Origin of the sequence: Endozoicomonas sp. SCSIO W0465 (genome assembly GCF_023716865.1) — a bacterium.
In the GTDB taxonomy this organism is placed as follows: Bacteria; Pseudomonadota; Gammaproteobacteria; order Pseudomonadales; family Endozoicomonadaceae; genus Endozoicomonas.
This window is the reverse complement of record NZ_CP092417.1, coordinates 3,797,252-3,810,384: the sequence shown is the minus strand read 5'-3', so window position 1 is coordinate 3,810,384 and position 13,133 is coordinate 3,797,252. Positions and strand designations below refer to the sequence as shown.

Below are 13,133 nucleotides of genomic sequence, written 5' to 3'. Positions count from 1 at the left end.
CCGTATTTCCATGAAGCTTTTAATGGAAAATGGGGATGGAAAACAGTGGCATGGAAAACAGTGGACTATTCCTGTATAAGTTTCGGTTTCGAGAACCGTGTAACCAGCGTTGATACTTATGACATCCCTTCCTTTATCTCCACAGTTATCCAATCAGGGGCAGTTGATTGTTCGTAATCAGGAATATTTTGAACTTGAGCATCTTGTGGTGGTTGGGTTGTCGGCAGATGAACTGGTATCGCATTTGTTGAGTGACAGGGTTGGCTATATCACAGCACTGACCCGGGATTACAGTGCTTATCGTCATCTAAAGCCGCTTCAGGCCAATCCGGGGGGGCGATTGGCCCTGAGTTTTGCTCCAATCCTGTCGGCAGACTTTACCCGTCCGGTTGATGGGGTTTTGCTCTTTCTTCAGAAAAGTAAACCATTGATGGATTTCTGGCTGGAGATGACTCTGAGTTTTTTGCCAGACAATGCCCCCATTTGGCTGGTGGGTGAGAATGATGAAGGGATCAAGTCATGGAAACAGCGGCTGAAGAACAGTTTTGGCTATGTTAAGAGTGTCGATAATGCCCGCCACTGTGTACTTCTGGAAGCTTCAGAACCGTTGAAAAAGCCGGAAAGTTTTACCCTTGAACCATGGTTTGAGACATTTTCTATCACTGCTGGCTCGGCCAATATGGATATTACCTCTTTGCCTGGAGTATTCAGTCACGGACGTCTCGATAAGGGTACTCAGGTTCTGCTGGAAACGCTGAATGCAGTGCCTTCAGGTAAGGTGCTGGATTTTGGCTGTGGCGCTGGCGTGATCTCCGCTTATATCAATACCCTGCCCGGAGAGCATGATTTTACCCTGGTGGATTGTGATGCCCTGGCACTGGCCAGCAGCGACAAAACCATGAACGCTACAGGGAGTGAGTCGTTTACGGTGCTTCCCAGTGATGGTCTCTCAGAAGTGACAGGACCGTTTGACCTGATAATCTCCAATCCACCATTTCACCAGGGGGTGAAAACCCACTATGAGGTGACAGAGCAGTTTCTTGCCCGGTCATGTCAGATGCTTCGCCCGGGCGGGGAGCTTCGGATTGTTGCCAATAGCTTCCTAAGATACCCGCCTATCATTAAGAAGGCGTTTGGCCATTGTGAGACATTACTGTCCAGGGACGGCTTTTCGGTATATCGGGCGTTTAGAAAACGGCTATAACCCCTACTGAATTTTGATGTTTCCCGGTTAGCCAATGAAAGGCTTAACGTAACAATCTGATTTTATTCATTTGGTTCCTGATTTGTGCCAGAACTCCATCTGGAGCAGCGTGAGCTTCTGTTTGCCATTGAGCTGGCTATGTGCGCTTACAAACAGGATAAGCATCCCTATCAATATGCTAGGCTGAAACGAAAAAATACTCTCTCTGTCAGCCACGCAAGGATGCGAACAATGCCGAAAATCTCCTCATCTGCCCCACCCCCGAAGACTGAACTGCTGGAAACAAAAGAGAAAAAATCTCCGAAAGCATGGGCTAAGGTGTGGGGGCGCTTTATCACCGGCATGGGCAAACAGGCGGTGAAAAGTTGCGCGGCAGAATTACTCAAGAACGTGAAAAACGGTACCAAAATAAACAAACGTTCGATCGAGCATCTGACCCTCACCAATAAGAGACTGGGCGATGTCATGGCGCTCAACAAAGCGCAGGAATGTGAAAAAGAGGGTAAGTTCATTCAGGCCAATTGGCTACGCGCCAAGGCCCAGGAGAATTTTTTTGCCGATCCTGAAGAGCCGCAAATACAGCATTTTGGCGAATTGGGTAAGGGCGGAGAAGGTTGGGCAGACTTGGTATTTAAAGGGCTGGCCGCACCGCTCGAAGTCAAAAAGACTCTATATAATGGTAACAGCAAAGAGTCCAAAGCCGAAATGGCGCTACTCAGTCGTCTCGATCATCCCAACATCATAAAAGCGTCGCCCGGCGAGAAGGGGGAGAGCAGTGGGGAAGGGATACATTTTCTGAAAAATGGCGGACACTCTTTGAGCAAGCTGGTGCCAACAAAAGAAAATCGAGCCTCAATCTCGCGCCCTCTGTTTGTCTCCGTTGCCAAGCAGATGGCAAGTGCATTGGATTATCTTCGCAAAGAGCAGGTGCTACACAGGGATATCAAGCCCGATAATATTGTTATCGATCCGACCGGCAAGATCAGTCTTATCGACTTCGGCATGGCTTATGATGGCCAAACCAAAACCTCGTGCAACCCGATGGGCATAGGCACCTTAACCTACATGGAGCCAGACACAACGCACTACCTCAATCGCATCACCCATAGTAGGACCGGCGATATGTTTGCCACCGGCCAGACCCTCTTCCAATTGATCACTGGTGCTCCCATAAAATTTCCCGAATTTTATGAGCGACAGGGCATGGACTTTGGTGACCGGTTCGCTAGCTGGAAGAATTACAAAGACGGGTTTGAGGCACCCCAATATATTGCTCGCCAGGTTGGCGAAGCCCTAAAAGGTGAATCGCCAAACTATGTCGGGCAAGTCACCGAACTGCTCACCAGAATGCTTGAGCCTGACCCAGACCTGCGCATCACACCCGCAGAACTCAAAAATCATCCACTGTTAAACGACAATCCATCACAGGGCAGAAGAAAACCGAAGAAGAAAAAACTGCCACCATTAAGGCGTCCCCTACCCCCTCGTCCAATGCACTGAAAACTCTGTGCACACTCACAAAAACCTGCTTCGGCAGGTTTTTTATGGCCATATGCCAGGCTGAGAATCCCCGCACTATCGGCCTCGCAGGGATGCGTGCAATGAATAAACCCTCCATCGTCTTCATCTTCAAAGCCACATCACAGCACCGAAAGTAGTGAATTCTGCAATGATCAGTATTATGATTGATCCGGCGTATGTTTTATCCGGACGACAATGTTATGAATAATAATATTAAGCCAGTATGGTTGTTTGTCGGGGGATTTCTGGTCACTCTGCTGTGGGTTCTGGAGTTTGACAACCGGCCGAGAACCCGTTTGGCCACGCCTTATTTTTCCCATCATCTCAGTTCATCCACTATTGAAGTCACCGGCTCGCAAAAGGATCAGGGGCGCGAATTATTGACTGGGGCATCCTTGCCAGAGAACAGGACCCAACCTCACCGAGACCGTTGGCTGATTGACACATCACAGAGCCTGTCGGTCGATTTGGCAAGCTGGCAGCTGCCAGAGCAGGAACGGGTTGTTCAATCAACGGCCAAGGTGGTGGAGCCAGTTACGCCGTTCCGTGACAATAACCCATTGCATGCAGCTGATCGTCTGTATAGCTGTTTTGATAACAGCTGTCTGAACATTATTACTGACCATAAGGTCTACAATGCCAGATAATACGGTGACATCAACTGTCTGGTTTTGTCGGTGTAATGCGGAGCCTGGTCATAGATGGTGACAGTCTCCTCTTGAGTTTCCTGTGGTTCATCCGGGTTCTGGTGTTTTAATACCAGGATATAGCGGTGGTTCGGATGTTGCCTCGACGAACGCAGCCCAATCTGTCTTATCAACACCAGTTCTTCCCGGGCTGCCGCTTGCAAAAAGCGCGGTGCAGATTCCACAGGCAATAGAATCCAGGCTTCACCAGTGATGGCCAAATGTCTGGAAATCACCCTGGCAAGATCGGTAAAACTCAGGCTGTCAGTATGCCGGGCCATGTTTCGTCGCTGATCATTTCCCTTGCAGGATTGCTGAAAAAAAGGGGGGTTTGAAATGACGCTGTCAAAGCGTTGCTGGCAGGTTGCAGAGAATGTCTGGATAGCGCCATTGACCAGCTGCAACTGGCTTGCCCAGGGACTGGCGGCAAAGTTGCTGTGTGCTTGTTGTGACGCTTCTTCATCCAGCTCCACAGCCGTGATGTGCCCGTTACCGTTCTGAGCTGCCATCAGGCTGAGCAGTCCGGTGCCCGCGCCAATATCCAGAATGGACTGGCTATGTCGTAATCTGGATGGTAACTGTTCAGCACCCCCACATAAATCTGGAATTTTCTGATTTTTATACCATCCTCTTAAGCACCATTTTTCCACAATATTCGCCAGCATGATTCCAGAACTACCCGCAACTATGTCGGCTGAGATTCTCTTGAAAGAGAATGCAGAGCTGCGGATGAGAGTTGCCTGTCTGGAAGAGCGATGTCGAGAATTGGAAGAAAAGGTTGGCAAGAACAGTCAAAACAGCAGCAAGCCGCCATCGTCTGATGGTTATCAAAAACCTTGTAAAAACAGTAATTCTCCAGATCATTCTGACGACCTTTCCGCAGATAAAGGTACCGATCCATCGGATGAAAAACCCAATCCTAAAAGTCTGAGACAGTCTTCTGGTAATAAAGCCGGTGGAAAGAAAGGGCATCAGGGCACTTGTCTTAAACAGGTCGATATCCCTGACTATATTGAGTACCTTCCGGTTAAAGAATGCAATAAATGTCAGGCGTCTCTTCTTGATAGTGAGCCGGTCAAATATATTGAACGACAGGTGTTTGAACCAGGGAGACCGGGTGAATTTGAAGTAACGGCCCATAGAGCTGAAGTAAAAATCTGCACTTGTGGTTGTCGGAATCAGGCTGAATTCCCGGAAGGTGTTACCGCTGCCGCACAATATGGCTCAGCCACACAGGCTATGGCCGTCTATCTTAACCAATACCATTTCCTGCCTTTTAAGCGCGTGTCAGAGTATTTTAATACTCTCTATAAAATGAGTGTAAGTGCAGGCACTGTCGCCAATTTTGTGGCCAGAACCTATGAAAATCTGGCTTCTACTGAAGAGGTTATTCGTGACGCCTTGCGGGAATCGTCTGTTGCCGGAGCCGATGAAACGGGTATGCGGGCCGAGGGCTCTTTGCACTGGCTACACGTTATGCGGGATGAACAATGGACGCTCTACTACTTGGTACGCCCGGCATGGGCATGAACTGATGGGGTGAAAGTCCCCTGTGGGAGAACCTACATCTGACTGGCGGTAAAGACGCCTGCTGATGACAACCACTAGCTTAAGGCAAGTGCAGTCCCGCGAGGGGCTGTGCGGAGGCAGTCTGAGTGCAAAGGTGCGAGCCGACGTACAGAAATCGCATATAAGGCTGAGTCTCTGGGCGAGTGAGCCAAGGATCACAAAGCCCTATGGTTCGTGAGACACGGTAAATGCGGCGGTTGTGCACTGAAAGTTCATGTCCTTATCCGGGGAGATCTGTTCAACATGCGATTGGTAATTCCCAGTTCTCAGCCACTGGTTACAACAGGCTCGGCGAACAGGTCTCATCATCCTGTTCGAGCAAACCCGATGGCAACCAATAGCGCCAGCAGAGGTAACTCCGCGTGGTGATTGGACAGAAGTCAGCAGAGGCCATAGTAGCTGTACGACAGAAGCCATTAACGGATGGGAAGTCGTTAGCGAAGGGCCGAACATCGACGACAAAGAGGAGACTGATTCCCTCAAGGCGATGCAGCCGTCCGGCGACTCACCGTACTTGGCGACAGAATCTTTAACCAGCTTTGAACCATGATCTACTAAATTGCGTACTTGAACCGGCTAATCTGGCAAGTGCATGGAAACAGGTCAAAAGCAACAAGGGTGCTCCGGGTATTGATGGAGTCACTATTGAAGCTTATCCAGACTTTGCCAAACAGCATTGGCCTTCAGTGCGTCAAGCCTTATTGGACGGAACCTACCAGCCATCACCCGTGCGCCGACATGTTATAGAAAAGCCGGACGGCGGTGAGCGTTTGCTGGGAATCCCTACCGTGATGGATAGGGTCATACAGCAGGCCATTGTGCAGGTGCTGACCCCTGTCTTTGATCCGGGTTTCTCTCCAAACAGCTTCGGCTACCGACCGGGACGGTCAGCACACGACGGAGTCCGTCAGGTTAAGCAGTTGATCAACCGGGGGCTTCATTACGCTGTTGACGTTGATCTGAGTAAATTCTTTGATACGGTTAATCACGACGTTTTGATGTCGAGGGTCTCCCGTAAGGTCCGCGACAAACGCCTTCTGAAACTGATTGGTAGCTACCTGCGCTCCGGTGTCATGATTGAGGGCAATGTCTACCCGACCAGGGTTGGCATGCCACAGGGTGGGCCTTTATCACCCTTGCTGTCTAATGTGGTCCTCGACGAACTCGACAAGGAGCTTGAATATCGGGGTCATTGCTTTGCAAGATACTGTGATGATTTTGTGATTCTCGTCAAAAGTCAGCGTGCAGGGGATCGGGTGATGCACAGCATTACCCAATTCATTGAACGCAAATTGAAACTGAAGATTAACTCCCGGAAAAGTAAAGTTGTGAAAGCAACAGAAAGCGAATTCCTGAGTTTCACCTTCACAGGGAAGAAAGTTCGCTGGGCCCAGAAGTGTCTGGACCGATTCAAATACCGGATACTCAAGTTGACCAGTCGTCGCTGGGGTGTCTCAATGCAACATCGGTTACGCAAATTGGCACAATATATCCGGGGTTGGATGGGGTATTTCCGGTTATCGGAATATCACCGACCAATTCCCCTGCTGGATCAATGGATACGTCGGCGAATCCGTTGCTGCTTTCTGAAGCAATGGCGCAAGCCGAAAACCCGTTTTAAGAATCTGGTCAGGTTAGGCGTTGATAAAATTAACGCCGCCAAGATCGCAGCCAGCAGCAAAGGGTATTACCGTCTGAGTAAAACCTATGCGGTACAACAGGCACTGAATAACAGTTACCTCGCGAAAATTGGGCTTGTTTCATTGAAAGACTTATGGATCAGGTTTCACCATCATCGTTGAACCGCCCGGTGCGGACCCGCATGCCGGGTGCTGTGGGGAGGGCTGGAGAAAGACCGGCCCTTACCCGATTTCAATCCTGAACTGCTTAAAAGCAAAGTAGCTGTTTCTGGTCATGATGTTTGCGTTCTGCTTTTTGCTGCCGCCGACAGATGCTGCTGAGCCAGCACGGCAACAATAATCATCATCAAGCCAGCATAGGTGGCAGGATAGATAGACTCGCCAAGGATATTGGCGATAAAGATCAGTGACAGGAACGGACTGAGGTAGCTGATATTGCTGATCATAGCAGTATTGTCCGCTAGTTTAAGGGCTTTCAGCCACAGGATATAAGCAAAGCCCATTTCAATCAGGCCAACATAGGCCGCTGCTGCCAGGCCTTTAACAGAAATGGGCCAGAAACCGGAGAAAAGGGCGGTGGCACCAATAATCCAGGGCAGTCCACAGATAAAGCAGATCAGCAGGCCAACGACAGGATCTCCTGCACGCCGGGTATTGAATATCCAGTAAAGCGCCCAGATAAGGGTACTTGACAGCGCCAGAAGCACACCGGTGGGACTGGAGAAATCAAGGTTTTGAAACGCTCCGCGGGTACAGATAATCAATACACCGGCGTAGGCCAGCAGGCAGCACAGCAGGCTGGACATTGACAACTTTCTGCCCAGTAAAGGAGCGGCGAGTAAGGTCAGGGCGACTGGCCAGCTGTAGTTTAATGCCTGCGCCTGTTGCGCCGGAAGCCGATCATACGCGCCGAACAATACAATGTGATAGAGAAAAGGGTTTAACAGTCCCAGGACCAGGAATAATCCCGGTGATTGTTTGAATTGGGAGAAGATTAAGCCCGCCTTTCCCTGAATGATGACCATGATGGTCAGCAGGAGGGTGGCAGTTGCCACGGACCAGAATACCAGCTGCCATGGGTCAAGATGGCTAAGGGCTATTTTAAAGGCGGTGGCAATGGTCGACCACAATAAGGCCGTGGCCAGGGCATAGAAACAGGCTTTGCTATTGTCTGACATGAATACTGCTTGGAGACATTGAGAGAGTAAGTTTGAGTCGCTATCAATACTATCTCACAGGCACCAAAAGAAACAGACAAAACGTTGAATCATTGCGATCACAGAGACCACAAAGGCACAAAGGAGACTTTTGGATTGACCGCGCGCAGCTCAGCCTGCTCCAGAAAAATCCTGTGTCTTTGTGGTTCTTTGTTTATTTAAGCCTTTTGCAAAACCCTCTGTAGTTACCTATGAAAAGCTTAATGTATATACCCGATCAAGGTTGTTCAATGGTGATGGAAACATGACGGTTGCTTCTGCGGCCTTGGCTGGTTTGATCGCCTAACTCCATGACACCACCGGCAGCCGCTGTGATTCGATTGCCACTGACTCCCTGGCCTTCCAGGTATTGTTTGACACTTTCAGCCCTGCGTAGGGCGAGTTTCTCATTGTATTCCAGCGGTCCGGTTGAATCGGTGTAACCAACGGCAGTCAGACGGATGCCAGTATGCTGTTTGGCAACTTCAGCAATTTGGTCCAGAACCTGGCGGCCCAACTGGTCAATATCGGTTTTATTGAACCCAAAGTAAACAATGCCCAAATCTCTCTGGAGTGGGCAGCCATCTGCATTGACCGGAACGCCTTTGGGGGTGTTGGGGCATTTATCTATTCCGTTGGGGACACCATCCCCATCGCTGTCGGTGGGGCAGCCAGACTGGTCAACCGCTACACCGGCAGGGGTGTTGGGGCAGCGATCCATGTTGTCCGGGACACCATCGCCGTCGGAATCGGGACAACCGTTAGCATCGACTGCTACTCCATTAGGGGTATTGGCACATTTATCCATATAGTCAGGAACCCCATCACCATCTGAGTCTACAGGGCAGCCACTGTTATCGACTTTTACGCCTTTGGGGGTGTGCATACAGCGGTCTTTTTTATCAGGAACGCCATCCTGATCACTGTCGCCGCCGGTCAGTGCACAGAGAGCGGCACCGACCAGGGCTCCGCCAATAGCACCATAAGCTGCGGTTTGACCACTTTTGGATGCGCTTTCGCTGTTGCCTGCAGCACCAACAAGGGCCCCGGTACCGGCTCCGATCAGGGCGCATTGGCCCCATCGCTTGATGTGACCATCACTGGCGCAGCCAGCCAGCAACAGGGTGATTATGAACAGAGTTGGCGTTTTAATGGGAGTGATGAAACGCATGAATCAAACTCCAGATGTTTCGAGTTAGGGATGTGTTGACGTCTAATCGAGTAAGAATTTCCCATCAAACATCTGAATGCCATGGCCAATTAGGATGCATGGTGAGCGCTATCAGGGTTTCTCAAGAAGGTTTAGAGAAGCGTTGTAGCACTCTGATTGTCAACGCATAAGTTTTGGCCGGGGCGATTGCAGAAAAGCAGACAGGTTATCGGAGGACCAGGAGCCTGTCGGACTTAAGGCTGTCCTACTGCGGTTGCGATAAATTGGTCTAAAAATTCCTGCTTCTTCGTCAAACAGCCCTGCTATTCTCCTCAGAATCAGAAATTTTTATCCTCAATTTCTCGCAATCCTCGCTACGGACGCTTAAGTCCGACAGGCTCCTAGCAGCTTCGAGTATAGGCCAAAATAGTCGCTGTCAGCAGAATATTGGCAATTAAAGCAAACGCTTATGTCTCATCGATTAAGATCCCGGGGAGGGCATTTTGATTAAATGGCGCTATGCAGCCAGGCAGGCAGGACGCTTATCTTTGTTAAAAGCCGACCGATAACCATGAGCATGAAAACCAAGATTCCCGTAGCAATACAGCCAATAATGATGCTTTTGCAGGCTGTGACCAGAAAAGTTTCCTGGCAACTGTTCACCTTGTATCTGCTTGGTTTACCGGCTGCAGAAAGTCGAGCGGAGATAGTACTGCACAGAGCGGTTGAGCCAGCCCGGATTGGACTGGATATCAGTATTTCTGGTAAAAGCCTGACACTTTATATTGCCCTTGATGAAGAGTCTTTATCAGTACTTAAAAAAAAAATGGATCTGGAACTATTGTATAGCCAGCTTCAACGCATGCAATATTTTGCCAAGCCGCCCGTAGCAGCCCATTGTCAGGTAGTTGGTCTTCATGTCAATCGGGAAGATGATCAAATCAGTGGCTTTCAAACATTCAGCTGTAAAAATCCAGGCCAGCTCAAATACATTGACGTAAAACTTTACCAAGCCTTGCCTGACCTGAAGGCGGTCGATGTCTGGCTGACAACAGAAAACTGGCAATACAAGACCGTTGTGTATCCGAACCAACGGCAAGTCGCCATCAAGGCGGGGATATTGAGATGACCAATGTTCAGGCCGTTGCCATTCATAACCTTGAGCACAGAATTGGAGAATCTGAAGTACTGACAATTTCAGAGCTGGCCATCAATGCTGGTGAAACGGTGTGTATCCGGGGTGGGAATGGCTCCGGCAAAACGACTTTGTTAAGAGCTTTGATGGGGCTGGTTCGCTGTGATAGTGGCGATGTGATGGTTCTGGACAATGATATGAGAACCATTGGAACCTCTTCTCTGGAAAGGCTTCGTGCCGACTCTATCGGATTTGTTTTTCAACACTATCGGCTGGTTCCTTATCTCAGTGCTTTCGACAACATCCTGTTGCCCTGCTATTTCTCACGGAAAAGGCAGTATGAAGCAGAAAGACAGTCCGGGACTGCAGCCGGGGATGCTATTCGCCTGATTCGGAAGCTCAGCTTAACAGACCCGTCCCGGCTATCAAAAAATGCTGCACAATACAGCGCGGGTCAACAGCAGCGATTTGCCATTGCCAGGGCATTGATTGGCAAGCCTGAAATGGTGTTGGCTGATGAGCCAGCTTCTGCCATGGACGGTAAAGGCAAGAAAGCCGTTTACCAGCTGTTACAGGATGAGTGCCGTGCCACTGGCGCCACACTGATCTGTACAACCCATGATGAAAACGGCATTGAAGGTTTTGACCGGTACGTGAGCATGGATACGCTGAACCTGGCAAGGGAGCGCGAAAACCGATGGTTATTATGAAGATTATGCGCAAAAGCCTTGGTCAGAGAGCCGGGCGCTCAATGATTTCGATTCTGGCACTTGCTTTCAGTGTTGCGCTGCTTCTGGTGATTAGCCATATTCATGAAGCGGTCAGATCCTATGTACGACAGGTGTCTTCAGGAGCAGACCTGATTGTCGGAGCACCTTCGCAACCGGTACATCTTGTCCTGTACAGTCTTTTCCGCATAGGCCCTCCTCCCCCGGTGATACCCTGGGATGTCTATGAAAAAATTGCCGGCCTGGAGGAAGTCGAATGGGCGGCACCTGTGGCGACCAACGAAAGTCACCGTGGCTATACCGTGACCGGCAGTACGGCACAATATATGGAAACCCTGCAGCTGAAAGCCCTTAATTTCATTGGCGCCAGTGGATCAGGCACGGCGTTCAGAAATCACCGGTCGGCATTTATTGGTGCTGGTCTGGCAGCAGACTATCAACCGGGAGAAACCCTGACAATAGCCAATGGCTTTTATCCTTCATTAAAAGATGAATATAAAACACCATTTATTATTCAGGGCGTTTTAATGGAGACCGGAACTTCGCTGGATAATAATATTTTAATTCCCATTGACGGGTTACGAAAAGTCCGAAAAGCTCATGGAATAAAGACCGATTACCTTAATTTTATTTTGATCAAACTGCGCCATCGGCACTCTCTCTTTAAGGTGCAGCAGGCGTTGAGGTCAACATTCAATACACCGCTTGAAGTAGTGATACCCGCGTTAGAACTGGAAAAACTCGGGTATTATCAGCGAATGTTGAACAATGTTTTTATGGCGATGAGCTTTATCATCGGGCTGCTTGCCCTGATGATGATGTATTTTAATCTCTCTGCCGGCTTTGCCGAGCGCAAACAGGAAGTCGAACTGTTGCGAATGGTCGGGGCAAGACCTTGGCAGCTGGCTGGCCTGACATTAGCAGAACCGATGCTGCAGATCCTGTTTGCTCTGTGTTCCGGTGTCGTTATCTATAAGGTATCAACGCTTTTTCTGGGGAGCTGGATTCCGGTTGTGAGCAACATCGTACTGCCTTTGGAACAGCTGCTTTGGCTGTTGTCGCTGTTTTTACTGGGTTTTCTGGTTGCCTGCTTGCCAGCATGGCGAATGTACGGATTTTCCAGAAGAACTTAGCGCCTGTTTCATCAGGCAGGATATTCGCTGTATGAATTTTATCCCATAGTTTATGGCGGCATCCATGGATGGGGCTGCCACCATCTACGTTGATCGTGCTGTCATCTGTTTCGGCTTCAGAATGAGAAATATTGAGTGGTACGGTTATCGATTGTGCAGGTCTTATGCCTCTATAAAAATGATAGAAATAATGTGTAATACCTAATGAGAAAAATACTCTAAAAACCATTGAAACCAATTAAAGGCGGCCAAAGTCTATTACGGTTGCCTATTTAATGAGAGAAGAGGTTTTTATTTATGGACAGGTTGCCTTCAATGCCAGCCACCGCTCAGCCAGCTACAGCCTCTGTGGATTCAGCGGGTTCAGGCGATGAGCCAATAACCGTTTCTTCCAATATAGCCGGAACGGACACTGTAACCGTTGCTGCAGGCGATATGAAGAATGAAATGCCGGATAAAGAACCGGGAGATAGTGAACTCAGAGATGATTCAATAGTTGAAAAGTCTATCACGCAAACCAAAGCCAACACTCAAATGAACACCAAGGATGGGGGGGATGTAGAAAAGACAGGCTCGGAAGCTACAGCAGAAGTTGCCGTATCAAAAGAGCCTGATGACAAGGAATCGATTGAATCAGTAACTGATCAGGTTAAGACGCTAAATATGGATGATGATTCAAAGGCTCCAGCAACGACAGCAGAACCAACTACCCCGGAGAAAAATGATTCTTCGATCACGGCAGGACATGATGAAGGAACCGATAAAAGCACTGAGTCTGAGGTGACAGAAACCACTGAAAGCAAGCCAGAAGAAGATAGCAAGAAGGAAGAGAGCTGATGATCGTTCGGTCTTTGCAGTGGGCTTTTTATCAATTGACTTTCCTGATTTTTTAGAGCGTGATCAGTGTAATGGTGTCGTAACGTTGGTGAAAAGATTAATCTACAGCTTTCATCATAATATGGTCTTCTGGAAAGAGAAGCTCTGTTCATATCCTGACTAGTGCCGAAAAGCGTCAATACCCATACAGCCAGACCCCTCATTCCCATGCTCTGAGGGTGTCGCAAAACCCTCGTTCCCACGCTCTGCGTAGGAATGCATACGGCTCTGGCAGCATGAGAAAGTGCCTCTGCCTGGTAGGGTTTTCGGGGGCTCCATGCGGGTACGGTATTTG

The 13,133-nt window shown here is 49.2% G+C and carries 12 protein-coding genes; 9 read left to right on the top strand and 3 right to left on the bottom strand.

All coding sequences use genetic code 11. The features are described 5' to 3' along the window. The first annotated feature begins 118 nt into the window (after window positions 1-118). The 3 genes from MJO57_RS17095 to MJO57_RS17085 all read left to right on the top strand — a co-directional run bounded on the left by MJO57_RS17095 (window position 119) and on the right by MJO57_RS17085 (window position 3,372). Window positions 119-1,204, top strand: a complete 1,086-nt coding sequence (locus tag MJO57_RS17095) for a class I SAM-dependent methyltransferase (protein ID WP_252017446.1) — start codon at window positions 119-121, stop codon at window positions 1,202-1,204. 231 nt (window positions 1,205-1,435) lie between these two features. Next, complete coding sequence (locus MJO57_RS17090; protein WP_252017445.1) at window positions 1,436-2,704, top strand: protein kinase; 1,269 nt, start codon at window positions 1,436-1,438, stop codon at window positions 2,702-2,704. 221 nt (window positions 2,705-2,925) lie between these two features. Beyond that, window positions 2,926-3,372 (top strand): hypothetical protein, encoded by a 447-nt coding sequence (locus MJO57_RS17085; RefSeq protein WP_252017444.1) that lies wholly within the window; start codon window positions 2,926-2,928, stop codon window positions 3,370-3,372. On the opposite strand, the gene MJO57_RS17080 is transcribed toward MJO57_RS17085, so the two are convergent. Next, window positions 3,357-4,076, bottom strand: coding sequence for a tRNA1(Val) (adenine(37)-N6)-methyltransferase (locus MJO57_RS17080; protein WP_252017443.1), 720 nt, complete (start codon window positions 4,074-4,076; stop codon window positions 3,357-3,359). The genes MJO57_RS17085 and MJO57_RS17080 overlap by 16 nt on opposite strands. Between MJO57_RS17080 and MJO57_RS17075 the strand changes: the two genes are divergently transcribed. Continuing rightward, complete coding sequence (locus tag MJO57_RS17075; protein WP_252017442.1) at window positions 4,075-4,941, top strand: transposase; 867 nt, start codon at window positions 4,075-4,077, stop codon at window positions 4,939-4,941. The genes MJO57_RS17080 and MJO57_RS17075 overlap by 2 nt on opposite strands. A 578-nt stretch (window positions 4,942-5,519) precedes the next feature. Beyond that, window positions 5,520-6,782, top strand: coding sequence for a group II intron reverse transcriptase/maturase (ltrA, locus tag MJO57_RS17070; protein WP_252017357.1), 1,263 nt, complete (start codon window positions 5,520-5,522; stop codon window positions 6,780-6,782). A gap of 110 nt (window positions 6,783-6,892) precedes the next feature. Here ltrA and MJO57_RS17065 read toward each other — a convergent pair whose 3' ends face one another. Next, the gene (locus MJO57_RS17065) at window positions 6,893-7,798 is read right to left on the bottom strand and encodes a DMT family transporter (protein WP_252017441.1); all 906 of its coding nucleotides are present in this window, start codon (window positions 7,796-7,798) and stop codon (window positions 6,893-6,895) included. A gap of 256 nt (window positions 7,799-8,054) precedes the next feature. Beyond that, window positions 8,055-8,987 (bottom strand): OmpA family protein, encoded by a 933-nt coding sequence (locus tag MJO57_RS17060; protein ID WP_252017440.1) that lies wholly within the window; start codon window positions 8,985-8,987, stop codon window positions 8,055-8,057. Window positions 8,988-9,543: 556 nt separating this feature from the next. Here MJO57_RS17060 and MJO57_RS17055 point away from each other — a divergent pair. From MJO57_RS17055 to MJO57_RS17040, 4 genes are all read left to right on the top strand, one after another. Further along, window positions 9,544-10,095 (top strand): DUF2796 domain-containing protein, encoded by a 552-nt coding sequence (locus tag MJO57_RS17055; protein ID WP_252017439.1) that lies wholly within the window; start codon window positions 9,544-9,546, stop codon window positions 10,093-10,095. Further along, window positions 10,092-10,811, top strand: coding sequence for an ATP-binding cassette domain-containing protein (locus MJO57_RS17050; protein ID WP_252017438.1), 720 nt, complete (start codon window positions 10,092-10,094; stop codon window positions 10,809-10,811). The genes MJO57_RS17055 and MJO57_RS17050 overlap by 4 nt, the downstream gene beginning before the upstream one ends. A 5-nt stretch (window positions 10,812-10,816) precedes the next feature. Continuing rightward, window positions 10,817-11,962, top strand: coding sequence for an ABC transporter permease (locus MJO57_RS17045; RefSeq protein WP_252017437.1), 1,146 nt, complete (start codon window positions 10,817-10,819; stop codon window positions 11,960-11,962). 315 nt (window positions 11,963-12,277) lie between these two features. Then, on the top strand, window positions 12,278-12,799 hold the full coding sequence (locus tag MJO57_RS17040; RefSeq protein ID WP_252017436.1) for a hypothetical protein: 522 nt from the start codon (window positions 12,278-12,280) through the stop codon (window positions 12,797-12,799). Window positions 12,800-13,133: the final 334 nt, after the last annotated feature.

Bases quoted from the DNA above. Each gene is read 5' to 3' on its own strand.
- MJO57_RS17050 (WP_252017438.1), top strand. From the start codon at position 10,092: ATGACCAATGTTCAGGCCGTTGCCATTCATAACCTTGAGCACAGAATT.
- MJO57_RS17095 (WP_252017446.1), top strand. From the start codon at position 119: ATGACATCCCTTCCTTTATCTCCACAGTTATCCAATCAGGGGCAGTTG.
- MJO57_RS17065 (WP_252017441.1), bottom strand. From the start codon at position 7,798: ATGTCAGACAATAGCAAAGCCTGTTTCTATGCCCTGGCCACGGCCTTA.
- MJO57_RS17090 (WP_252017445.1), top strand. From the start codon at position 1,436: ATGCCGAAAATCTCCTCATCTGCCCCACCCCCGAAGACTGAACTGCTG.
- MJO57_RS17060 (WP_252017440.1), bottom strand. From the start codon at position 8,987: ATGCGTTTCATCACTCCCATTAAAACGCCAACTCTGTTCATAATCACC.
- MJO57_RS17080 (WP_252017443.1), bottom strand. From the start codon at position 4,076: ATGCTGGCGAATATTGTGGAAAAATGGTGCTTAAGAGGATGGTATAAA.
- MJO57_RS17085 (WP_252017444.1), top strand. From the start codon at position 2,926: ATGAATAATAATATTAAGCCAGTATGGTTGTTTGTCGGGGGATTTCTG.
- MJO57_RS17055 (WP_252017439.1), top strand. From the start codon at position 9,544: ATGAAAACCAAGATTCCCGTAGCAATACAGCCAATAATGATGCTTTTG.
- MJO57_RS17075 (WP_252017442.1), top strand. From the start codon at position 4,075: ATGATTCCAGAACTACCCGCAACTATGTCGGCTGAGATTCTCTTGAAA.
- MJO57_RS17045 (WP_252017437.1), top strand. From the start codon at position 10,817: ATGCGCAAAAGCCTTGGTCAGAGAGCCGGGCGCTCAATGATTTCGATT.
- MJO57_RS17040 (WP_252017436.1), top strand. From the start codon at position 12,278: ATGCCAGCCACCGCTCAGCCAGCTACAGCCTCTGTGGATTCAGCGGGT.